The organism is Proteus genomosp. 6 (assembly GCF_040139785.1).
Lineage (GTDB): Bacteria > Pseudomonadota > Gammaproteobacteria > Enterobacterales > Enterobacteriaceae > Proteus.
The window spans coordinates 1-22,662 of the sequence record NZ_JBEEVJ010000009.1 but is presented as its reverse complement, the minus strand read 5'-3'; the positions used below and the strand labels follow the sequence as shown (position 1 = coordinate 22,662).

Annotated in this window: 22 protein-coding genes and 1 tRNA gene; 3 read left to right on the top strand and 20 right to left on the bottom strand. The window is 40.7% G+C overall.

Translation table 11 applies throughout. The annotated features are described in order from the left end of the window. Window positions 1-80: 80 nt before the first annotated feature. The 3 genes from zinT to ABN212_RS12325 are packed head-to-tail and all read right to left on the bottom strand — an operon-like array spanning window position 81 to window position 1,117. Entirely contained in the window at window positions 81-728 is a 648-nt protein-coding gene (gene zinT, locus ABN212_RS12335; protein ID WP_198620227.1) for a metal-binding protein ZinT, read from the bottom strand. 4 nt (window positions 729-732) lie between these two features. Then, a complete protein-coding gene (ykgO, locus tag ABN212_RS12330; protein WP_006535739.1) occupies window positions 733-858 on the bottom strand; it encodes a type B 50S ribosomal protein L36 in 126 nt (41 codons plus the stop codon). A gap of 10 nt (window positions 859-868) precedes the next feature. Then, window positions 869-1,117 (bottom strand): type B 50S ribosomal protein L31, encoded by a 249-nt coding sequence (locus ABN212_RS12325; RefSeq protein ID WP_023583603.1) that lies wholly within the window; start codon window positions 1,115-1,117, stop codon window positions 869-871. Window positions 1,118-1,352: 235 nt separating this feature from the next. Between ABN212_RS12325 and ABN212_RS12320 the strand changes: the two genes are divergently transcribed. Together ABN212_RS12320 and ABN212_RS12315 are read left to right on the top strand one after the other, a co-directional pair. Then, window positions 1,353-3,047 carry a hypothetical protein gene (locus ABN212_RS12320; protein ID WP_349443274.1) on the top strand — a complete coding sequence of 565 codons (1,695 nt, stop codon included), beginning with the start codon at window positions 1,353-1,355 and terminating at the stop codon, window positions 3,045-3,047. A gap of 68 nt (window positions 3,048-3,115) precedes the next feature. Further along, a complete protein-coding gene (locus ABN212_RS12315) occupies window positions 3,116-3,760 on the top strand; it encodes a LysM-like peptidoglycan-binding domain-containing protein (RefSeq protein ID WP_232797616.1) in 645 nt (214 codons plus the stop codon). Window positions 3,761-3,845: 85 nt separating this feature from the next. Here the strand turns inward: ABN212_RS12315 and rplI are convergent, their stop codons facing one another. The 16 genes from rplI to tsaE form a co-directional block, all read right to left on the bottom strand. After that, a complete protein-coding gene (gene rplI / locus ABN212_RS12310) occupies window positions 3,846-4,295 on the bottom strand; it encodes a 50S ribosomal protein L9 (protein WP_023583606.1) in 450 nt (149 codons plus the stop codon). 40 nt (window positions 4,296-4,335) lie between these two features. Further along, window positions 4,336-4,563, bottom strand: coding sequence for a 30S ribosomal protein S18 (gene rpsR, locus ABN212_RS12305; protein ID WP_000135199.1), 228 nt, complete (start codon window positions 4,561-4,563; stop codon window positions 4,336-4,338). 4 nt (window positions 4,564-4,567) lie between these two features. Next, on the bottom strand, window positions 4,568-4,888 hold the full coding sequence (priB, locus tag ABN212_RS12300; protein WP_006535746.1) for a primosomal replication protein N: 321 nt from the start codon (window positions 4,886-4,888) through the stop codon (window positions 4,568-4,570). Window positions 4,889-4,896: 8 nt separating this feature from the next. After that, a complete protein-coding gene (gene rpsF / locus ABN212_RS12295; protein WP_023583607.1) occupies window positions 4,897-5,295 on the bottom strand; it encodes a 30S ribosomal protein S6 in 399 nt (132 codons plus the stop codon). A gap of 163 nt (window positions 5,296-5,458) precedes the next feature. Continuing rightward, a complete protein-coding gene (gene rlmB / locus ABN212_RS12290; protein ID WP_164996193.1) occupies window positions 5,459-6,190 on the bottom strand; it encodes a 23S rRNA (guanosine(2251)-2'-O)-methyltransferase RlmB in 732 nt (243 codons plus the stop codon). A 102-nt stretch (window positions 6,191-6,292) separates the two neighbouring features. Beyond that, complete coding sequence (rnr, locus tag ABN212_RS12285; protein ID WP_198620230.1) at window positions 6,293-8,785, bottom strand: ribonuclease R; 2,493 nt, start codon at window positions 8,783-8,785, stop codon at window positions 6,293-6,295. Between the two features lie 39 nt (window positions 8,786-8,824). After that, window positions 8,825-9,253 (bottom strand): nitric oxide-sensing transcriptional repressor NsrR, encoded by a 429-nt coding sequence (nsrR, locus tag ABN212_RS12280; RefSeq protein ID WP_109372704.1) that lies wholly within the window; start codon window positions 9,251-9,253, stop codon window positions 8,825-8,827. 426 nt (window positions 9,254-9,679) lie between these two features. Then, window positions 9,680-10,978, bottom strand: coding sequence for an adenylosuccinate synthase (locus ABN212_RS12275; RefSeq protein ID WP_099076371.1), 1,299 nt, complete (start codon window positions 10,976-10,978; stop codon window positions 9,680-9,682). Window positions 10,979-11,434: 456 nt separating this feature from the next. Beyond that, complete coding sequence (hflC, locus tag ABN212_RS12270) at window positions 11,435-12,439, bottom strand: protease modulator HflC (protein ID WP_075672791.1); 1,005 nt, start codon at window positions 12,437-12,439, stop codon at window positions 11,435-11,437. 2 nt (window positions 12,440-12,441) lie between these two features. After that, window positions 12,442-13,716, bottom strand: coding sequence for an FtsH protease activity modulator HflK (hflK, locus tag ABN212_RS12265; RefSeq protein WP_198620231.1), 1,275 nt, complete (start codon window positions 13,714-13,716; stop codon window positions 12,442-12,444). Between the two features lie 92 nt (window positions 13,717-13,808). Beyond that, on the bottom strand, window positions 13,809-15,092 hold the full coding sequence (hflX, locus tag ABN212_RS12260) for a ribosome rescue GTPase HflX (protein ID WP_088495974.1): 1,284 nt from the start codon (window positions 15,090-15,092) through the stop codon (window positions 13,809-13,811). A 94-nt stretch (window positions 15,093-15,186) separates the two neighbouring features. Continuing rightward, on the bottom strand, window positions 15,187-15,474 hold the full coding sequence (hfq, locus tag ABN212_RS12255; RefSeq protein ID WP_075672788.1) for an RNA chaperone Hfq: 288 nt from the start codon (window positions 15,472-15,474) through the stop codon (window positions 15,187-15,189). A gap of 109 nt (window positions 15,475-15,583) precedes the next feature. Beyond that, window positions 15,584-16,525 (bottom strand): tRNA (adenosine(37)-N6)-dimethylallyltransferase MiaA, encoded by a 942-nt coding sequence (gene miaA / locus ABN212_RS12250; protein WP_196533568.1) that lies wholly within the window; start codon window positions 16,523-16,525, stop codon window positions 15,584-15,586. Beyond that, entirely contained in the window at window positions 16,494-18,506 is a 2,013-nt protein-coding gene (mutL, locus tag ABN212_RS12245; protein WP_198626362.1) for a DNA mismatch repair endonuclease MutL, read from the bottom strand. Before mutL ends, miaA begins: the two co-directional genes overlap by 32 nt. Before the next feature lie 23 nt (window positions 18,507-18,529). Further along, the gene (locus ABN212_RS12240; RefSeq protein WP_198630250.1) at window positions 18,530-19,861 is read right to left on the bottom strand and encodes an N-acetylmuramoyl-L-alanine amidase; all 1,332 of its coding nucleotides are present in this window, start codon (window positions 19,859-19,861) and stop codon (window positions 18,530-18,532) included. Between the two features lie 13 nt (window positions 19,862-19,874). Continuing rightward, complete coding sequence (gene tsaE / locus ABN212_RS12235; protein ID WP_198620234.1) at window positions 19,875-20,342, bottom strand: tRNA (adenosine(37)-N6)-threonylcarbamoyltransferase complex ATPase subunit type 1 TsaE; 468 nt, start codon at window positions 20,340-20,342, stop codon at window positions 19,875-19,877. A gap of 224 nt (window positions 20,343-20,566) precedes the next feature. Between tsaE and queG the strand changes: the two genes are divergently transcribed. Next, complete coding sequence (gene queG, locus ABN212_RS12230; RefSeq protein WP_109372709.1) at window positions 20,567-21,721, top strand: tRNA epoxyqueuosine(34) reductase QueG; 1,155 nt, start codon at window positions 20,567-20,569, stop codon at window positions 21,719-21,721. An 865-nt stretch (window positions 21,722-22,586) separates the two neighbouring features. Here queG and ABN212_RS12225 read toward each other — a convergent pair. After that, window positions 22,587-22,662 (bottom strand) — tRNA-Gly (locus tag ABN212_RS12225).

Sequence of the window (22,662 nt, the reverse complement as noted above, 5' to 3'; positions counted from 1 at the left end):
ATCATTATTGTTAAGAAAAAATACCCTCGGTAATAACCAAGGGTATAAGGTGTTAGCCCAATATTTTTATCAATTAGTTATCAGTGATAAAGCATTTCATGAACAATATCATCTGCCTTCATAGAATAAGGATAGTAAGTTGGCCAATTACTCAACTCTTTAAGTAATTCATCTTGCGATGTATTGCCCATATATAAATGGAAATGCCCTGCTTTCTCTGGTGCAATAATATGGTCGCTAAATTGAATAAATTTAGGTGCTTGGCTTGTAGCATCGTCACATCTAAATAAATAACGAACCCCTTTTTTACCAGACTCATAATGTAAAATACGATAACCATCATAGTGATATTCGCAACTCTCTACTTTCTCACCTTGATGAAATTCAATGATATTATTTTCAATACCAATCATATCCACATCTGTTTTGTAGCCTTGTGCGTAGTAGGCACGATACTCTTCAACAGTTTTATCTTTTTTCGTCTCTGCCTTTTTCTGTAAAACAACATCGAGTTCGCCACTAAGAAGATAAGGCTCTACAGATTGCCATACCCCTTCCCAATCGCTGAGTTTACGATCGAGAACATCCTTGTCCTCGAAAATCCCATTCGCTGCATCTCGCTGTGCTTGTGTTTGTACTTTTTCATGATGGTGACCATGTGCTAAAACCGACATTGCACTACCCAATAATCCCATAATCAAAACACAAGAAAGAATTGGTTTTTGCATGCTCTTACCCCTGAACAGCTTTAAAACGTGGATTTGACTTACAAATTACATAAAGGCGCCCACGACGACGCACCACTTTACAATCTGGATGGCGTTGTTTAGCGCTTTTCAATGAACTTAATACCTGCATTTTTTCTTCCTTACTTAATAAATTGACCAAAACGTTTATTAAAGCGTGCCACATTACCTTCTTGAGAATGAGTCTTCTGCTTACCGGTATAAAATGGGTGTGATTGAGAGGAGACATCTAATGTCACATAAGGGTATGTTTGCCCCTCATACTCTATTGTCTTTTCCGTTTGGATGGTTGAACCCACTTTAAAATAAGCATCTGCACTAGTGTCATGGAAAATCACTGTTCGATATTGAGGGTGGATACCTAGTTTCATAATAAACCCCATTTATTTGTAATGTTATAATATAACAAATCTAGAATTGCGCTAATGTACCGCTTTTTAATTTTATTGACCAGTTTTTTTTGATTTGTTTTTTATCTCAAGAAGGGAGGTATGTTTCGGGTAGGGATTTTTTAAGTGATATAAGTGGATTTTCTGGCTTTTTTTGTCCAGCTTTCCTATTTTCCGCTAAAGTTATACTAAGACGGCAAAACAAATAGGATCTATTATGACTAATTGGCGCGATAAGCTTTTCAGTAAGTCACCTCTGTCTATCGACCTCACAATAGACTTTCCTAAGGTTTGTCCTTCTTCTGTTCCTTCAATTCTTTCACAATTAGCTCCTTATGAAATAGGTGATACACCTTTACCTGATGAATTAAATCTATTGTCAGACTCTCACCTAAAAATAAAATTTGATTATGATTCAATCCCTTTTAGTTGGTCAGCAGGTGCTCGCGAAGGTATTATTTTGCACCAACGAATAGGTCGAGCGATTGAACAACAGCCTTCTCAAAAAGTATGTGAAGAATTTGCCTTGTCGCTCTATCATGCAATAAAGCATGTCGTTCTTTTGCCTGATAAAGAGCATGTCGATTCTTTTTATTTAATGGCCTGCCAAGATAAACTCGCGCCTATTACCTATCTTTCACATCTGATAGAGAAAATAGAACAAGATGAAACACTGATTAATCATGAGATCTATTTTCAACTCATTTTATGGATCTTGAAGTTAAGTCCTGATAAGAATCCGATCAAAATCGCCTTAGGGCTATTAGGATCGTTTAACGATAGTACTTCTCAACGTTTACTTTTATTGTTTGCTCTTCACCCTGAATTTACACTTTATGCTATTCGATCGCTGAAACAGCGTCTCTCCTGTGAAGAATTTGAGCCTTTTTTATATTCCCTAGGTCAACGAACTAAAGGCTGGGGACGTATTCAATTTATCGAACATCTGCCTTCAACACTGTCTGTTAATAATCGCTATTGGCTGCTGACTGAAGGGTATAAAAATAATGTGATGACAGAATATGTGGCCTATGACTGTGTCACAAAAGGGGCATTATTAGCGATGTTGAACACGCATCCTTTAGATAATGAGTTACTACTTGGTTGTAGTGATCTTTTACGCGCACTGCTTAATGGAGGTCCTGCAAAAGATATCTATGATTATGTAGAGGGCACCCAAGCGTGTAATGCTTTTATTTCACAAGTCGATACTTTGCCACCAAAAGAGTTAAAGCTCCTTTATTGTGTCTGTGAAATCGCTGATTTTGTGCAAAATAGTGGTGAAGATTGGTTATTACTTGAGTCTCTCGGCTGGAACGATCAATGCCAACAACAAATTATCTCTGCTTCGCAAAATATTATTCAAAAACCAGAATGGTCGACACTCATTATCGAAGCATTACAAAATCCTTCTCGCTCAAAAAATTACCAAGCAAGCCTTGTCGCTAAATCTCTTCGCCTTGATATTTGGGAATTACTCTTTTCACTACAAAAAGACAACCCCAATGCGGATTGGTGGCACCAATTAATGCAAACAGATGCTTCTCACAAAATAGAAAGAGTAGTTAAACTTGCAGAACAACAAATTGAATTAACAGCATTAGATAGCATAGATGATCCATTAATAACTACCGACTCTGAATATCAGTCTCATCATGCCGTTGAATATATTATGCAAGATCTTGGTGGTTTTCCTGGTATCGGCTGGTCACTTATCAAAAGGCAATTACGCAGTCCAACATTGCGTGATAGAAATATGGCGCTGAATGTTCTTTCAACATGGTCTGACACATTATTGCCTCATGATCTTTATGGTGAATTAACGCAGGCTTTAACCATAGAAACTGATAAAAATGTGTATCAACGTATGAAACTGTTTTTAGTTAACCATCAAGGGAATAAAGAACATTAACGGTTAGAGCGAATAGATAATTCTGAAAAGAATTCAGGGAGCAGGTTAGGATCATGGTTCGTGCTAGTATGGCTACAAGGAATAAAAAAGATGTTACAGCAATTCATAATACTGATTCACAGATCAATAATGAGGTGAATATGGGCAAATTCCCTGGCTTACATCGTCGAGCAATACTGGCTATTGCTATTGCTTTATTGGTCGTGTTTTTTTGGCCGACAAGTGAAAACACTAGTGAGCCACCTCAACCATCATCATCAACGCATGATCTTCCTGTGCCAATAGCATCTACCAATGATCCAGCGTATCAAACACCGATCCCTCAAGCACAAATAAACTCAAATGCCGAACCTGGGATTTCTCCATCAATTGAGGCTCCAACGACAAATGATCCTGAGGGAAATATTGCTCAAACAACACCGCAACAAGACACTCAATCAACACCAGCGCAAACATGGCAGACTTACACCATTAAAGAGGGGCAAACCTTAGCGCAGCTTTTTAGAGACAATCAACTTCCTGTCAATGATGCATTTTCTATGGCGAAATCAGAAGACCAACAGAAATCATTAAGCCAATTGCGCTCAGGGCAAGCTATTCGCTTACAGCGTAATCCACAAGGTGATGTCAGTATGCTAGAAGTGACAAATAGCGCCGGTACTGTTATCACTTACACTCGTTTGAGTGATGGAAGTTATTACCGTACACCATAGTAAAAAAGCCTTTATTTATCCAAAAAAAAACGCCAGCTAAGCTGGCGTTTTTCTTTTTTATCAACATTAACTGTTTAATCAGAGATTATTCAGCAACGATGATAACATTCAGTTCAGCGAATACGTCACTGTGAACTTGGAAGTGAACTTCGTGGTCACCAGTAGTACGCAGAACGCCATTTGGCAGGCGAACTTCGCTCTTACACATTTCAACGCCAGCTGCAGTTACTGCATCAGCGATGTCACGAGTACCGATTGAACCAAACAGTTTACCTTCGTCACCCGCTTTAGAGCTGATAGTGACAGAACCCAGTGCATTGATCTTCGCTGCACGAGCTTCAGCTGCTGCTAAAGTTTCAGCTAATTTAGCTTCTAACTCAGCACGACGCGCTTCGAAAAACTCGATGTTTTTCTTAGTCGCAGAAACAGCTTTACCCTGTGGGATTAAATAGTTACGAGCATAGCCCGATTTTACGTTAACCTGATCACCCAGGCTACCCAGATTCGCTACTTTATCAAGCAGAATAATTTGCATTACCTTATCCTCTACAAGTCATTAATGGACTATATACCTATTACTGATGACGATCAGTATAAGGTAATAAAGACAGGTAGCGTGCGCGCTTGATAGCACGAGCCAGCTGACGCTGGTATTTTGCACGAGTACCGGTGATACGACTTGGTACAATTTTACCACTTTCAGTGATATAGTTTTTCAGCGTAGCGATATCTTTATAATCGATCTCTTGTACGCCTTCTGCTGTGAAACGGCAGAACTTACGACGACGGAAATAACGTGCCATATGGCTAGTCTCCAGAATCTATCAATTCAATCTGCTCGGCATGAAGCACCAATTTAAACAATCCATTTCGCGCCTGATGGCTACTAATGAATCCAGAAACGGTGATTTGGCTGCCGACCGTTATACTGTGAGTAACTGCTTGTAACGCTTTCCCGCTAGCAATAATGGGCATTCGACACCATGATTGTCTTTTTAATCCCGCCTCTTCTTGTATTGAACGATGTTCAATAACAAATTGACAGTGCGGGATCCCAGCGGGGCTAACTTTTCGAATTAATGCTTTGCACACTGTGCCAGTTAGCACCAAATGATTATTAGCCGTCACAGCACTAATTACTCTTCAGAATCCTCTGCTACATCATCAACTTCATCTTCATCATCGAGGTCATCAGCGATATCACGACGGCGTTCGTCTTTTGCTTTAACCATTGGAGAAGCTTCAGTTACTGCGTGTTTAGTACGCATAATCATGTTGCGGAGAACGGCATCGTTGAAACGGAAAGTAGTTTCCAGTTCATCAATCACTTCCTGCGGAGCTTCAACGTTCATCAGAACGTAATGTGCTTTGTGCAGTTTGTTGATTGGATAAGCTAATTGACGACGACCCCAGTCTTCTAGACGGTGGATCTGACCATTTGCATTAGTGATAGCGGTTTTATAACGCTCGATCATGCCCGGAACTTGTTCGCTCTGGTCAGGATGAACCATAAAAACGATTTCGTAATGACGCATTTGATATTGCTCCTTACGGATTTATCAGCCTCCTGTCAGGGTCAGTCACCACCCATGGAGGCAAGGAACTTGTTTAAGTTGTGACTGAAAAAATTGACGCGTAACTATACCCCCGCGGCCAATAAAACTCAAGGGAGTATAGAGAATAAAATAAACTCAGCGATTATTTAACAATAATACGCTGGCGCATCGCTTCAAATAAGCAAACGCCGGTTGCCACAGAAACGTTGAGTGAAGACACCGTACCCGCCATTGGGATACTAATCAGCTCATCACAATGCTCTCGAGTTAAACGACGCATACCTTCACCTTCAGCGCCCATCACTAATGCCATTGGGCCAGTGAGTTTGCTTTGATATAAAGTATGGTCTGCTTCGCCTGCTGTGCCGACAATCCAAACGTTCTCTTCTTGCAGGAAACGTAATGTACGAGCAAGGTTAGTCACTTTAATTAAAGGAACACTTTCTGCTGCACCACAAGCCACTTTTTTGGCTGTTGCGTTTAATTGAGCAGAACGATCTTTGGGAACGATAACAGCATGCACACCAGCTGCATCTGCGCTACGTAAACAAGCCCCTAAATTATGGGGATCAGTAACACCATCTAGCACTAATAAGAAAGGTGTGCCGACTTTAGCTAATAAGTCTGGTAAATCTTGTTCTTGATACTGACGACCGGGTTTTACTTTAGCAATAATACCTTGGTGAACAGCACCTTCTGTTTGGCTATCTAACCATTGACGATTAGCCACTTGAACCAGAATACCTTGAGCTTCTAATTCATGAATAACAGGTGTTAAACGGCGGTCTTCGCGCCCTTTTAATACATAAACTTCTTTAAAACGTGCAGGATCACGCTCAAGTAATGCGGTTACTGCGTGAATACCATAAATAATTTCTTCGCTCATAGCGGTGCTTACTCATTAAAAAATAAAAGGCACAAAACAGATAAAAGGCGGAGTCTCCGCCTTTTAAAAAAGAACCAGAAGAACGAAACTTTATGCGTTATCGCGTTTGGCTGCGCGTTTAGCTTTAAGTTTTGCCTCTATCTTTTTGGTTTGTGATGATGCTTTCTTACGTTTGCTACTTGCTTTATCTTTCGCAACTTGGTCTTTTACAGCTTTGTCTTTGCTCGCATTACCTCGACCTGATGATTTGCCTTTTTTGAAAGCACTATCTGGCTCAAAGTTTTTGTCTTTGCTTGCATCACGACGACGAGACTTACTAGAACTTGCGTTTTTCTTGTCTTTTTCACCTTTTAGGCCACGAACACGGGCTGTTTTACCCGGATTACGCGCGGTACGTGTTGTTGAAATTAAAGAGAAGTCAATAGTACGTTCATCCATACTCACTGCTTCCACTTTCACTTCCACTTCATCACCAAGGCGATAAACTTGCCCTGAAGACTCACCAATCAAGCGCTGACCAACATTGTCATATTGATAGTAATCATTATTTAATGTGGAAACATGCACCAAACCATCGATAAACAGATCGTTTAAGCGGACAAAGAAACCAAAGCCCGTTACGCTGGTGATAATACCTGTAAATTGTTGACCGATTTGATCCAGCATAAAGTCACATTTCAGCCAATCAGCGACATCTCGTGTTGCTTCATCAGCACGGCGCTCCGTTAAAGAGCAGTGCTCGCCTAATTGCAACATGGTGTCCATATCACTATGGTAGCCACCTGTTGGTGTCCAACGCTGTGAACCGTGACCTGCTTGTTTCGCAATTTGATATTTAATTGCACGATGCAAGGCTAAGTCAGGATAACGACGAATTGGCGAGGTAAAGTGAGCATAAGATTTCAATGCTAAACCAAAGTGTCCACGATTTTCAGGATCGTAAATCGCTTGCTTCATAGAACGTAAGATCATGGTTTGCAGCATTTCACGATCAGGGCGCTCTTCAACCTCTTTCATAACACGCGCGTAGTCTGCTGGCTCTGGCGTTAAGCCTCCTGGCAACGTTAACCCTAATTCATTAAAGACTGAACGCAAATTCAGGACGCTCTCTTCTTTGGGCTTATCATGAATACGATAAAGTGCAGGTTCTTCATTTTTCTCAACAAAGCGAGCGGCTGCGATATTAGCAAGGATCATGCACTCTTCAATCAATTTGTGTGCATCATTACGAACCACTGGCTCAATACGCTCAATACGACGCTCTGCATTAAAGATAAACTTCGCTTCTTCTGATTCAAAACCAATCGCACCACGTTGCTCACGCGCTTTATCTAGCACTTGATACAATTCATATAGATGCTCAATATCTTGAACGATAGGTTTATAGTGTTCACGCAGTTCCTCATCACCTTGAATGATTTTCCACACTTTGGTGTAAGTCATTCGTGCATGAGAACTCATGACTGCTTCATAGAATTTATAAGAAGAAAGACGCCCTTGTTCAGAAATCGTCATCTCACAAACCATACATAAGCGGTCAACTTGTGGATTTAATGAACACAATCCATTAGACAGAACTTCTGGCAACATCGGCACTACTTGAGAAGGAAAATAAACAGAGTTTCCTCGGCTACGCGCTTCTGTATCTAATGCCGTTTGTGGACGCACATAATAGCTCACATCCGCAATTGCGACCCATAAACGCCAGCCACCGCCTTTCTTACGTTCACAATAAACCGCATCGTCAAAATCTCGTGCATCTTCACCATCAATGGTAATTAATGGTAATTTGCGTAAATCAACACGTCCTTGCTTAGCTGATTCAGGAACTTCTTCTTTTAAATCAGCAACTTCTTTTGTGACTTTTTCAGGCCATGTATAAGGGATCTCATGAGTACGCAGGGCGATTTCTACTGCAATACCTGTTCCCATCGTTTCGCCTAGGATCTCAACGATACGTCCTACTGCTTGAGTGCGACGAGTAGGTCTTGTTGTGATTTCAACAACAACCACATTTCCCATTCGTGCGCCCATGATATCTTCTTTAGGAATAAGAATATCAAAGCTTAAACGGCTATCATCAGGTACAACAAATCCCATACCTGACTCAATAAAATAGCGACCTACAATTTGGTTATTTCGTGGTTCAATAACACGAACAACACGACCTTCACGGCGACCTTTTCTATCCATACCTAAAGGTTGAGCAAGGATCACATCGCCATGCATAGTTTTTTTCATTTCATCTTGTGAAAGATAGAGGTCATCTTTTTGACCTTCTGCACGTAAAAAACCATAACCATCTCGGTGACCGATTACCTTGCCTTTCCACAAATCAAGGCGTTCAGGTAATGCGTAGCATTGGCGACGGGTAAAAACTAATTGGCCATCACGTTCCATTGCTCTTAAACGGCGACGCAACGCTTCTAAGTCTTCTTCACCAGAAATTTTTAACGCCTGTGCTAAATCTTCACGACTCATTGGTGCCGTGCGTTTTTTCATTTCTTCTAAAATATATTCGCGACTAGCAATTGGAGAGGCGTATTTCTCTGCTTCTCTATCCTGAAAAGGATCTTTTGACATTATGACCTCCAAGCTATCAGATTTGATGAAATAGTAGACTCAAACATCTTCTAATAACAATTTATATAAGGAGCTATTATTTTCAACTAGCTCGGCGAGTGTGTGACGGTCTAACTCTTTCAAAAACTGCTCAATTGCCTGATTTAACACCAGTTTTAGTCGACAAGCTGGGGTAATGTGGCAAAACTCAGCACTACAGTTTACTAATGAAAGTGGCTCTAAAGCACGAACAACCTCACCCACGATGATGTTTGTTGCAGGCTTGCCTAAACGGATCCCTCCATTTTTACCGCGAATAGCCTCAACAAAACCTAAATGGCTAAGTTGATTAATAATTTTCACCATATGGTTACGCGAGACACCATAGACTTGTGTCACTTCAGTGATACTCGTCATTTTGCCTTCTGGCAATGAAGCCATATATATCAATGCCCGCAATCCATAATCTGTAAAACTGGTTAATTGCACAATGACCTCTGAAAAGTGGTTTTCCCTATTAAAGTCGTTAAGGGATCAGTAATTATTAATGAGAATATCATTTTATTAAGCAATATTATGTTTAATTTTTGGACATTTAGCAAAGATATGCTCAAAAGTGAGTTATTTCCGTCTCTCACTTGACTATTAACAAAATAATAGCGATATCACAGACAAAGAAAAAGCGATACTGTCGATTTTCAACAGATCGCTTTCTTATTTCTGATATTACAACAATAACATTGTCTTACTGTTTTTTACGCGTTACTGATAGAACAGAAGCAAAACCGAGTGTAAAGCTGTCTTATCTTATGTGTAACACGTATTTTTATCTCAATTTAACCAACAAACAGATACGAAAAAATCGCCCCTGTCATTTTCAGGGACGATGTTCACATCAAACCAATTTAATGCAAATTATGCATCAAATGGATGACGGAGAATGATGGTTTCTGAACGGTCTGGACCAGTAGAAACGATATCAACAGGAACACCTGTCAGTTCTTCTACACGTTTGATGTAGTTCAGCGCTGCTTGTGGCAGTTGAGCATGATCTTTCACACCAAAAGTACTTTCGTTCCAACCTGGCATTGATTCGTAGATAGGCTCGATACCTTCCCAATCATCAGCTGCTAAAGGTGTTGTATCAATCACTTCACCATTTGGTAAACGATAACCAACACACAGTTTCACTTCTTTCAGACCATCTAACACATCCAGTTTAGTCATACAGAAACCAGACAGTGAGTTGATTTGAACAGCGCGACGAATAGCGATGATATCTAACCAGCCAGTACGACGGCTACGGCCTGTAGTTGCACCAAATTCTTGGCCTTTCTCACGTAAGAAGTCACCCACTTCATCAAACAATTCAGTTGGGAATGGACCTGCACCTACACGAGTAGAGTAAGCTTTGATGATCCCTAATACGTAACCAACATAGCGAGGGCCTAAACCTGAACCTGTTGCCACACCACCAGCGGTTGTGTTTGAAGAGGTTACATACGGATAAGTACCGTGGTCGATGTCTAATAAAGTACCTTGTGCACCTTCAAACATCACTAACTCACCGTTTTGTGTTGCTTTGTACAGTAAGTCTGAAACATCAACAACCATACCTGTCAGAATATCAGCGATTGCCATGATATCGTCTAAGGTTTTTTGGTAATCAACAGGTTCAACTTTGTAGTAGTTCACCAGTTGGAAGTTATGGTATTCGATGATTTCTTTGAGTTTTTGTGCAAACGCTTTTTTATCAAACAGATCGCCAACACGTAAACCGCGACGAGCAACTTTATCTTCGTAAGCAGGACCGATACCACGACCTGTTGTACCGATAGCTTTTTCGCCACGCGCTTTTTCACGCGCATTGTCTAATGCGATGTGATAAGGAAGGATTAATGGGCAAGCTTCAGACAGAAGTAAACGAGAACGAACAGGAATGCCACGATCTTCAAGTTGAGTCATTTCCTTCATCAGGGCTTCTGGCGATAAAACGACACCGTTTGCTATGATGCTAACAACATTTTCACGGAGAATGCCTGATGGGATTAAATGAAGAACGGTTTTTTCACCGTCGATGACTAGAGTGTGGCCTGCGTTATGGCCACCTTGGTAGCGAACAACATATTTAGCGCGTTCTGTCAGCAAATCGACTATCTTGCCTTTGCCTTCGTCACCCCACTGGGTGCCCAATACGACAACGTTATTACTCATTTCAAAATACACTCGGTTGCTTAAAAAAGGATTCTACCATCTCAATTCAAGAGTTACAGTAGATTTTATCTAATTATGTCATCCCCGCTTTTAAGCAATAGATTATCTTGCCATTGTCAATATTTTTGCCCGAAAAATCCGCATCACAAACGTATTGTGAATTTTATCAACAGTTTTGATCGCAAAAACAGGAAGCAGAGTGACATAAAAGTGAAAATGGCGAAGAAGACGCTTCGGAATTGCCGAAGGTTTATCTTGAAATGCAATTTTCACTTTATACTATCCCAGCTAAAACCATTTTGGAAACCATTAAGCGTAAATTTTCATCTTTTTATGCACAATTATTTATTTCTTAGCTAGATTACTCGCTTTATCTTATTGATATCAAAAAAAATCCCCCACTTTTTAAGGTGGAGGATTTTATTATTTACTCAAACGGTTTAATACGTTTGGAAATTACTCTTCAATCGCTCGCGCTTTTGTTGGTGCTTTCATATAGCGTAAGAAATCGCTATCTGGGCTTAACACCATGACGTCATTGCCATCTTGGTTAAAGCTCTTTTCATAAGCACGTAAGCTACGAATGAAGGCATAGAAGTCTGGATCTTGGTTGAACGCATCAGCAAACAGTTTAGTCGCTTGAGCATCACCTTCACCGCGAAGACGTAATGATTCACGCTCAGATTCAGCAAGTGTCTCTGTTACGGTCTTATCCGCAGCTGCGCGAATTTTCACAGCTTGCTCTTGACCTTGTGAGCGGTGACGACGAGCAACGGCTTCACGCTCTGCACGCATGCGCTGATAAATCGCCTCAGAAACTTCCATAGGTAAGTTTATTTGCTTGATTCGAACGTCAATCACTTCAATACCTAAAGCCGCCATACTATTCATATTGATAGCAGGCGCTTGACCTTTGGTTTCTTCAGCTACTTTCTTCGCAGCAATGGCAATCGCATCATCAGCAGCACTTGAATCACGAGATGGAGTACCTTCATTCAGTGCATTACGAACATCAATGGTTAAACGACCACGAGAATCCGTAATAATTTGGTTTACGCTCATACGACCAATCTCAGAACGTAAGCGGTCACTGAATTTACGACGCAGTAATGTTTCCGCTTGCGTTGTATTACCACCACCTGTTGCCAGATAGTAGGTGCTGAAATCACTGATACGCCATTTCAGATAAGAGTCGACTAATAAGTCTTTATTCTCGCCTGATAAGAAACGGTCTTGCTGGATATTCATAGTTTGAATACGCGCATCCAGTTTTTTCACATTCTCAATAAATGGAATTTTAAAGTGAAGACCAGGTTCATAAACAACAGGTTTATTTTCAGCATCACGTACAACTTTCGCAAAGCGTAAAATAATACCACGCTCATACTGTTGAACGACAAATACAGAAGAGTACAACAACGCTAAAATAATAACTGCAACAACAGCGATAACTTTACGCATGATTATTGTCCTCCTTGATTATTGCCGTAAGGCTGACCATAACCGCCATTATTACTACCATATCCACCATTACCATAAGTCGTTGTCGCTGGTTTTTGTGTCGGTGCTGGATTTGCAGCTGGAGCAGGTGCCGTTACACGAGCTGGCGCCTCAAACGTATTCGATGGTGTAGATTGAGGTTGCTGACGTAACATTTGCTCTAAAGGCAGCACTAACATGCTGTTACCTTTATCATTAGCGATAACTTTACGTGTTTTTGATAGCACTTTTTCCATCGTTTCAATGTAAAGACGCTCGCGAGTAATTTCAGGAGCAGCACGATATTCAGGTAAGATTTTAGCAAAGCTTGCTACCTCACCTTCTGCTTTCATCACCACACTGGTTTTATAAGCCGTCGCTTCTTCAATCATACGTTGCGCGTTACCTTTTGCTAACGGTAACACTTCGTTTTTATACGCTTCAGCTTGACGAATTGTTTTTTGTTCTTCTTCACGGGCAGCGATTACGTCATCGAATGCCGCTTTTACCGCTTCTGGTGGGCGAGCAACTTGGAAGTTGACGTCCACAATCGAGATACCCATGTTATAAGGACGGATAGTCTCTTCTAATTCTTGACGTGTTTGGTCACGAATTTCTGAACGGTTAGAAGTTAGAATTTTTTCCATTTCTGAACGACCAATAACGCCACGTACTGCGCTGTCAGTTGCCTGACCTAAGCTGTTAATTGGTGTTGTCAGGTTAAACAGGAATGTTTCTGGATCGGAGACAACATACTGCACGTTTATCTCAACTTGAACCATGTTTTCATCTGACGTTAACATCATGCCACCCGTAGTTAAATCACGGATAGTTTTTACGTTAACAGGCTGAACTTCATCAATGAAAGTCGGTTTCCAGTTCAGACCAGGTTCAACGATTTGGTAAAATTTACCAAAACGAGTCACTACGCCTTGTTCTGCCTCTTTGATGGTATAAAAACCACTTGCAGCCCAAACCACGACTACCGCACCTAATGCAAGAGAAATCAAAAGATTTCCAGCATTACTACGAGGACCGCCATTTTGCCCAGAAGAGGAGTTTCCACCTTTTTTACCGCCGAAACCACCAAGCTTTTCACTCAGTTTACGGAACATATCATCGAGATCTGATGCTCCGCGATTCCGACCTCCTTGATTGCCGTTAGAGTTACCGTTGCCATCGCCATTATTATTGCCGCTGTTTCGGTTACCCCACGGGTCGCGGTCTTGTCCGTTGTTACCGGGCTGATTCCACGCCATGTTCTAGCTCCATTATTATGATTAGATTTATCAGGCTTAAGAGCCGATTTCGTCGCCAGCTCTCAGTTAATGTTCATTATTATGGCCGAGTTTCAGACCACGTAATCCAATAAATTTGGTTCCTGCTTGCAAAGGCGGCGCCAGTCTACCATAGGCATACGTATGATTAGCCCAACTTTACCGTCTTTTTCAATCCATTCACGTTCTATCGACTGTAATTGATAAAAACGACTACGTAAGCGCCCTGTATTTTCTGGCGGTAAACGTAATTCAAAGTGTGCGATCTCACCTGAAAGACGTTCTGTCAACGCCTGATACAACAGAGGAATACCTTCGCCTGTTTGTGCAGAAACCCAAACCCTAACGGGTAAGTTTTCTTCATTTCGATCAATTCTTGGAGTGAAGTCTTCAAGAAGATCAATTTTGTTCATAACATGCAGTGTTGGTATTTCTTGAGCATCAATCTCTTCTAATACACTTTCAACGGCATGAATATTTTCCTCAAAACGGCTATCTGCTGCATCAATAACATGAAGAAGTAAGGTCGCTTCTCGTGTTTCTTGCAAAGTCGCTTTAAAAGCAGCAACAAGATCGTGAGGTAAATGTCGAATAAATCCAACAGTATCGGCTAATACAACGGTTCCCACATCATCAACTTGAATACGTCTTAGTGTCGGATCTAATGTTGCAAAGAGCTGATCTGCTGCATACACATCAGAACAGGTAATGTGATTAAATAAACTCGATTTCCCTGCATTCGTGTAACCAACAAGGGATAATGTTGGAATATCAGCTTTACTCCGCGCTTGCCGTCCTTGTTCACGCTGACGCTCAACCCTACCCAATCGCATTAGAATTTGACTAATTTTACCTCGGAGTAAGCGGCGGTCTGTTTCTAGCTGAGTTTCGCCTGGTCCTCGTAACCCGATCCCCCCTTTTTGTCTTTCAAGGTGAGTCCACCCTCTGACTAAACGGGTTGATAAGTGACGTAACTGGGCGAGTTCTACCTGTAGCTTTCCTTCATGAGTTCTTGCTCTTTGAGCAAAGATATCAAGGATAACTCCCGTGCGATCAACCACACGGCATTCACAAAGTCTCTCCAGATTTCGCTCTTGTGCAGGTGTCAGTGCATGATTAAATAAAACAACATCTGCACCACTTGCTTTTACAGCCTCGGCAATTTCTTCTGCCTTACCTTCACCCACATAATATTTAGGATGAGGTGCTTTACGATTTCCTGTAATAATCTGAACCGGTTTAACACCCGCAGATGTCACCAAAGATTCAAATTCTTGCAAATCATCAACGTTCTTTTCTTGAGAAAAGAATACGTGCACTAAAACGGCTAATTCGCCACCTTCATAACGATCAAACAAAGGCGAAACCTCTTGGACTTTATAAAAACAGGAAAAAACATAGGTAAAGTCTCCCTACCTATGTTTTTCTTATATCAAGAATAATATTGAATTATTACTCTGCAACATCATCCTGCTGAGCAGCGCCACCATTGTAGCCTGTACCAGTTTGGTTCGTGCCTGTATTGCTATGATGAGAAACAGGACGCGAAGGTACCACGGTAGAGATAGCATGTTTGTATACCATCTGACTTACTGTGTTTTTCAGCAAAATAACAAATTGGTCAAAAGATTCGATCTGACCCTGCAATTTAATGCCGTTTACCAAATAGATAGAAACGGGAACCCTTTCACGACGTAATGCGTTCAGGAAAGGATCTTGCAAAGATTGCCCCTTAGCCATTCTATGTTTTCCTTATTTTGTTGTTTTATATTAGAACCCAATTGGTTCGAAAAATGAACTACTCAAAAATTGCGCTTTGGCAACTATCAATTTTACACAAACCTACCATCTATGCACTAACTACCTGCAAAACAGTGTCAAGAGATTGTTTTGGATCTTCACTATCAAGCCAGTGAATGTCATTCCAACCTCTTAACCAGGTGATTTGTCGCTTCGCTAATTGCCGGGTAGCGCAGATCCCTCGATAAACCATCTCATCATAATCTATTTCGCCAGATAAATATGACCACATCTGGCGATAACCGACACAACGTACAGAAGGTAAATCTTCATGCAGATCGCCCCGTTCATATAATGATTTTACTTCATCTTCAAATCCACACGTTAACATCTGTTTAAAACGAGCTTCAATGCGTTGGTGAAGAACATTTCTATCTTTCGGAGCAATCGCAAATTGATAAACATCATAGGGCAAAGACTCGCCTGATATTTTTGTCAATTCTGTCATTGTCTTACCTGAAATCAGGTAAACTTCTAGTGCACGAGAAAGTCGTTGAGGATCATTAGGATGGATCCGTTGTGCTGCAACAGGATCAACTAATGCTAACTCTTTATGTATTGCCTCCCACCCTTGTTCTGCTGCTTTTTTCTCTATTTCAGCACGAACATCAGGATTTGCACTGGGTAAAGGCGATAGACCTTCAAGTAACGCTTTAAAATATAGCATAGTCCCGCCCACTAATAGTGGAATTCGCCCAGCTGCGGTAATTTCTTCCATGGCATTTAATGCATCACGTCGAAAATCAGCTGCGGAATAGGGTAATGCGGGGTCTAGAATATCAATTAATCGATGTGGCGCAAGCGATTGCTCTGTCGCATCTGGCTTTGCAGTACCAATATCCATACCACGATAGATAAGCGCAGAGTCCACACTAATAATATCTACAGGCAACTTTTGTCTTAGTGCAATTGCTAATGCCGTTTTACCTGACGCTGTAGGCCCCATTAGGAAAATTGCTTTAGGTTTTATTTGCGTGTTTACTTCGCTCATTATTTAATGCCGCTACCACCGGTTGTAATTCTATTAATTGTAATAAGTTTTTTGCTGGCCGTCTGACATATTGCGGACAAAGTCTTTCAATATCAGCCAATAGTCCTACTGCTTGAGCTTGCGACCACTGTGCTTGCTCTGCACCTAATTGTTTTGCAAACCACTGTCCAAGTTGTTGCTCGGTACAAGATTGCTCTGCTGACAAATAGGCTAATAATGCTGTCAGTAACACAGGTAAATTTTGCTGGCGCAAAGGTAACGACACAGCATGTATTGTTGCTTTACCGTGAGAAATTTCGATAACGATCCCGAAATGACTGATTAGCGATTGAAACTGATTGAATACGCTAATCTCCTCTTTACTCAATGCCAACTTTAAAGGCACTAGCAAAGGTTGTGGCTTCAATGTTTCATCTTTAGGCAGTAATTGCGCACATTTTAACAGAAAATCTGCTTCTTCCAATGATAACAACCCAAGACCTTGTGAAGATTCTATTAACGCATATTTGTGCTGATAAATTGCCAATACTCGCCCAAAAGTATAATCAGTTCGTCCATCTTTCGCATTGACAGAACGAGGCATCACCGAAATAGTATCTTCTTCGATATTATTAGTTGTATGAACGATTTCACCTAAATTCAATGGGGCACGGTCAGGAAATAGTGGTATTTTCTCTTTATCTTTTGATGTAGAGATACTTTCTTGCATCATTTTTTGATAAAGCGCGCCTTGTGTCCGTTGATAGCTCTCACCAAACTGACGACGATCTCCAAATTGAGAGGCTTGCTTTTGAGGTGAGTTATTGTTGTGCTCTCGTTCACTGAATTGGTGTGATGATGATGTATTTTTCGGAGTTTGAGCTACGGGTGCTTGATAAGGCTGAGAAAATACGTTTTCACCCGCAACTTGACGATTTTCAGGAAAGTTTAACGCTGTTTCGTGTTCTTCTTCATCATCTGAAGTGAGTGATAAAGACTCTTGCGTTGCTTGTCGTAAAACACTCAGCACACCTTGATAGATAAAATCATGAACCAAACGAGACTCATGGAAGCGAACTTCATGTTTAGCAGGATGGACGTTAACATCAACTTGGTGAGGATCAACGCTTAAATACAAGATGTAAGAGGGTTGCTGCTCTCCTTGTAAATACCCATCATAGGCTTGACGAATAGCATGATTAATCAATCTATCACGCATCATTCGTCCATTCACATAACAATACTGAATTTCACTACTTTGCACAGGTGATAAAGGATGTTCTACCCAACCTTTTATTGCTAAATCACCATGTTCCCACGATAACTGCATTGATTGGTTGACAAAATTATTACCACAAATCGCACTCAAACGGCGATTTTGCTGACTTTCATCTTTCACTGCACGGTATTGCCGAACACGTTTACCGTTATGAGTAAGATTGATGGAGACATCAAAGCGCGATAACGCAATGCGGCGCACCACTTCATCAATATGTGCAAACTCTGTTTTTTCAGTACGTAAAAACTTACGCCTTGCTGGCGTGTTATAAAACAGATCAAGGACTTCAACCGTACTTCCTACGGGATGAGCCGCAGGCTTAACCGTCACAGCCATATCTCGGCCTTCGGCGTAAGCTTGCCATGCCTCTTCTTGATCTTGAGTACGCGATGTCAGCGTTAAACGAGAAACTGAGCTAATGCTCGCTAATGCTTCTCCACGAAAACCCATACTCATTATGGCTTCGAGATCATCAAGACTTGATATTTTGCTAGTTGCATGGCGAGCAAGTGCTAACTTCAAATCATCACGATTGATACCGCATCCATTATCACGAATGCGAATTAGCTTGGCGCCACCTTTATCGATATCAATATCAATTGAGGTCGCGCCTGCGTCTAAACTATTTTCCAGCAACTCTTTAACAACAGAGGCGGGTCTTTCAACAACTTCCCCTGCGGCAATTTGGTTTGCAAGCTGAGGAGGTAATAAATTTATCGCCATTACCTTTATTCCATTCTACTCAATCAATTAGGCGCGTTTTGTAAAGGGTGAGCCAGAAAATAATTTCTTAAACCAGCGTGAATAGATGCCGCAAGTTTCTCTTGATAAGCATCAGAAATCAGTAATTGCTCTTCTGACGCATGACTGATAAAGCCTGTTTCAACTAAAATTGAAGGGATATCGGGTGAACGTAAAACACCTAAGCTTGCATGCTCTGGTGTTTTCTTATGTAGTGAACCCACTTTTCTTAGTTCAGACAATACAGCAACGGCAACGTCATAACCCACTCGCTGTGAATTACCAAACTGTAAATCGAGTACTGTTTGGCTTAAATAAGGATCAGCCCCGTCTAATGCATCACCCGCACCACCGAGTAATTCAGATTGTTTCTCGCTTTGCTCAAGCCACTTACCTAATTCACTGTTTGCACGACGATTAGAAAGCACCCATACAGAAGCGCCTCTTGCACTACGATTGGGTGCTGAGTCTGCATGAATAGACACTAACATATTTGCACTTTGCTTACGGGCGACTTCAGAACGCCCCGCAACTGAGATAAAATAATCGCCGCTGCGTGTTAGAACAGGCTTAAACATAGGATCATTACGTAAGCGAGCTTCTAACTTTCTTGCCACACTTAGCGTTACGTCTTTTTCACGATTACCTTTCTGACCAATCGCACCGGGATCTTGCCCACCATGACCCGCATCTATCGCAATAATAATTTGGCGAGAGCCTGCTTGCGGTTTTGAAGGTGTGGTGCGTGGTTTTGCAATGGGAACAACAGGCGTAACCTCGGTTACTGGCTTAGTCATTAAAGGCGCCATTTCCCGATTTGTATTTGCACTTGAATGTGATGTCGTTGCTGTTGCAGTTGGTGATAACGCAACAACACTTACTGTCGATTGGGCATTGCTATTTTGTCGAGCATTCATAGCTTTTATAGTAAGCACTAACTTATAGCCACCACTTACATTCATCAAACTTTCAGTCACCACAACAGGCTGAGCAAGCTCCACGACCATACTTTGGTATTGGCTATCTTTTGATTGCGTTGAGCGAATTTTATGGACTAACTGCCCATTGCCTAATGTTACTGGTAATCCCGTGATTTTTGTACCCTGTTTAAAGTCCATCACCAAACGGTCAGGACTTTTTAATGAGTAATATCGATAACTAGGCTTCCCATCACTAAAAGTAAATGTAAGGGTTGTTGCTGAAATACCGTTTTCTGCTTTTACTTCTGTCACAGTAGCGGCTTGTGCTATTTGCACAAAAAATAAAGACAAAACAACCAACAGAAAGGCAACAACATAGCGCTGACTTTGACTCACAGTAGTGATGAGACTCGACATAATCAATATTCCTTTATGCAGACTGAATACGGGATAAAACAGTGTTCCCTCTTGGTGAAAGGGCAACAAAACGCGCTTTTCGACCTTCATCTTCGTAGCTTAAATGAAGTTCTAAATCTGCGTTAGGTAAAAAGCCTTCGCCTTGAGATGGCCATTCAACAAGACATAACGCATCTTGTTCAAAATAGTCGCGTATTCCCATAAATTCCAGCTCTTCAGCGGAAGCTAAACGATAGAGATCAAAATGATAAACGGGATTTGGCGAAAGCATATAAGGCTCAACTAATGTATATGTTGGGCTTTTAACATGCCCTTGATGACCAAGCGCTTGTAAAAAGCCTCGGCTAAAGGTTGTTTTTCCAGCACCAAGATCGCCATATAAATAAATGATCAATCCGCTATGATCCGTCGCTATTGCAACAGTACGCCCTAGTTCAACTGTTGCCGCTTCATCTTCTAATGTAACAACCCATTCTTTCATATTTATATAATCTATTGTTAAGTTATAACGGCTTAATAAAGAGAGATCGTTGGAGAACATCAAATACTAAGCTTTATATGTTTTCTTAAGGCAAATAGTTATCGAAATTACTATCAAATAACCATACCATAAATCTATTTATTGCGAGGATTTTTCCTACCGCCTCACTATGATACACTGCGCGCTCTTAGGACTCACCTCTTACCTACTGATTCGGTTTATTCATGTCATCACTCGATCTTAATCTTCTCGCTCAAAACATTAAATTATGGGGTTCTGAGCTAGGTTTTCAACAAACAGGGATATGTGATACTGACTTATCACTTGAAGAACCTCGCCTGCAAGCTTGGTTAGATAAGCAATATCATGGTGAAATGGCATGGATGGAAAAGTATGGAATGACACGAGCCAGACCTCATGAACTGGTTCCGGGTACATTACGCGTTATCAGTGTCAGAATGAATTATCTCCCCACGGATGCGGCTTTTGCACGAACCTTAAATAACCCAGAACAAGGCTATATCAGCCGTTATGCGCTTGGTCGGGATTATCACAAAGTATTAAGGCAGCGTCTTAAAAAACTCGGCGAAAAAATTTCACAATATTGTCAGCAATTTGAATATCAAGGGGTAGTCAACTTTCGTCCTTTCGTTGATTCAGCCCCTATTATGGAACGCCCATTAGCTGTTAAGGCAGGACTTGGCTGGGTTGGTAAACACTCACTTGTTATTAATAATCAAGCAGGCTCTTGGTTTTTCCTTGGTGAACTACTGATTGATTTGCCGTTACCTATTGATAGCCCAGTTGAAGAGCAATGCGGTAAATGTGTCGCCTGTATGACAACCTGTCCGACAGGTGCCATTGTTGAACCTTATACTATTGATGCTCGTCGCTGTATTTCTTATCTCACTATCGAACTCGATGGTGCTATTCCTGAAGAATTTCGCCCTCTAATGGGTAATCGCATTTATGGTTGTGATGATTGCCAGCTTATCTGTCCTTGGAATCGTTTTTCATCACTGACTGACGAAGAAGATTTTTCACCAAGAAGAGCACTTCATACCCCAGAATTACTCGATCTCTTTCAATGGAATGAAGATAAATTTTTGCGTATCACTGAAGGTTCGCCGATCCGTCGTATTGGTTATTTACGTTGGCTTAGAAATATTAGCGTGGCGTTAGGAAATGCACCTTATCAAGATAAAATTATACTTGCCTTGCAAGAACGCTTTGGATTGAGTGATGTTTTAGATGAACATTTAAACTGGGCGATTGCACAGCAGACAGCGAAGAGAAATGAAAAAGAAGTAAAAATACAGACTTCACAACAAAAACGCTTAGTAAGGGCGATAACTAAAGGCTTACCTCGTGACGCTTAATTTTTAACAGGATAAACGCATTACGAATAACCATTAATTTCCTCTGTGAATAAAATAAAAATCCCTTGCCTATCAACATGAAAAAAAAATTCAAGCGAACTAAGACTCAAAATTTAAAAAAATTAAAATAAACTTAGTTATCAATTAGATATAAAATCCAATCAATTTGTTGAAGAGAATAATATCCTTATCACTTAAGGATACGTGCTTGTGGATAACTCTGTGCAGTAAAAAAATAAATAGTGCTTAGATGCGGTGGTTATTAGCATCTCACTGTGGATAAATCGATTTGGGAAGATTTTAAGAATAGTAGAATATATATCACATTTTTTTAAAGAAAAGCCTGAGAAACCCTTTTCTTTTTCTAAAATACTATTCAATGCATGTTTAACAGAATAAAGGCCTAAAACCTAAAAAATGATCTTGCCTCTAATTTCCCCTCTAAATGAGGAAAGGCGCACATTCTAGTGCTGTCAAAATAGAAATGCAAGCAAAGATCAAAGATAGATCACAAAAAAATAGCTTGATCTTACATGTATTAATGACATTTTCTTTTTTGAACAATAATCCAACACACTCTCTTTACGAGTATTAAGTAAAATTCCCTAATCTGCACCCTAAAACAGTGTAGTCGATATTTAAAAAAGCGAGAGAAAAAATAAAGATTTTTTGGTTATATTTTAGACTAGCGAATAAAGCAACTGTACCTTATGAGTTACAAACTTTAGGTATTCATAAATTTCGGCAAATTATTATTTACGTTATTACTGATGGTAGACGAGATATGAAAGCGCTACTTAGCCGTAGACTATTAGGATAACGTATTGATTTTTGATTAGAAGAATAAAACTAGAAGAGAAAAACTTGGAGCGGGAAACGAGACTCGAACTCGCGACCCCAACCTTGGCAAGGTTGTGCTCTACCAACTGAGCTATTCCCGC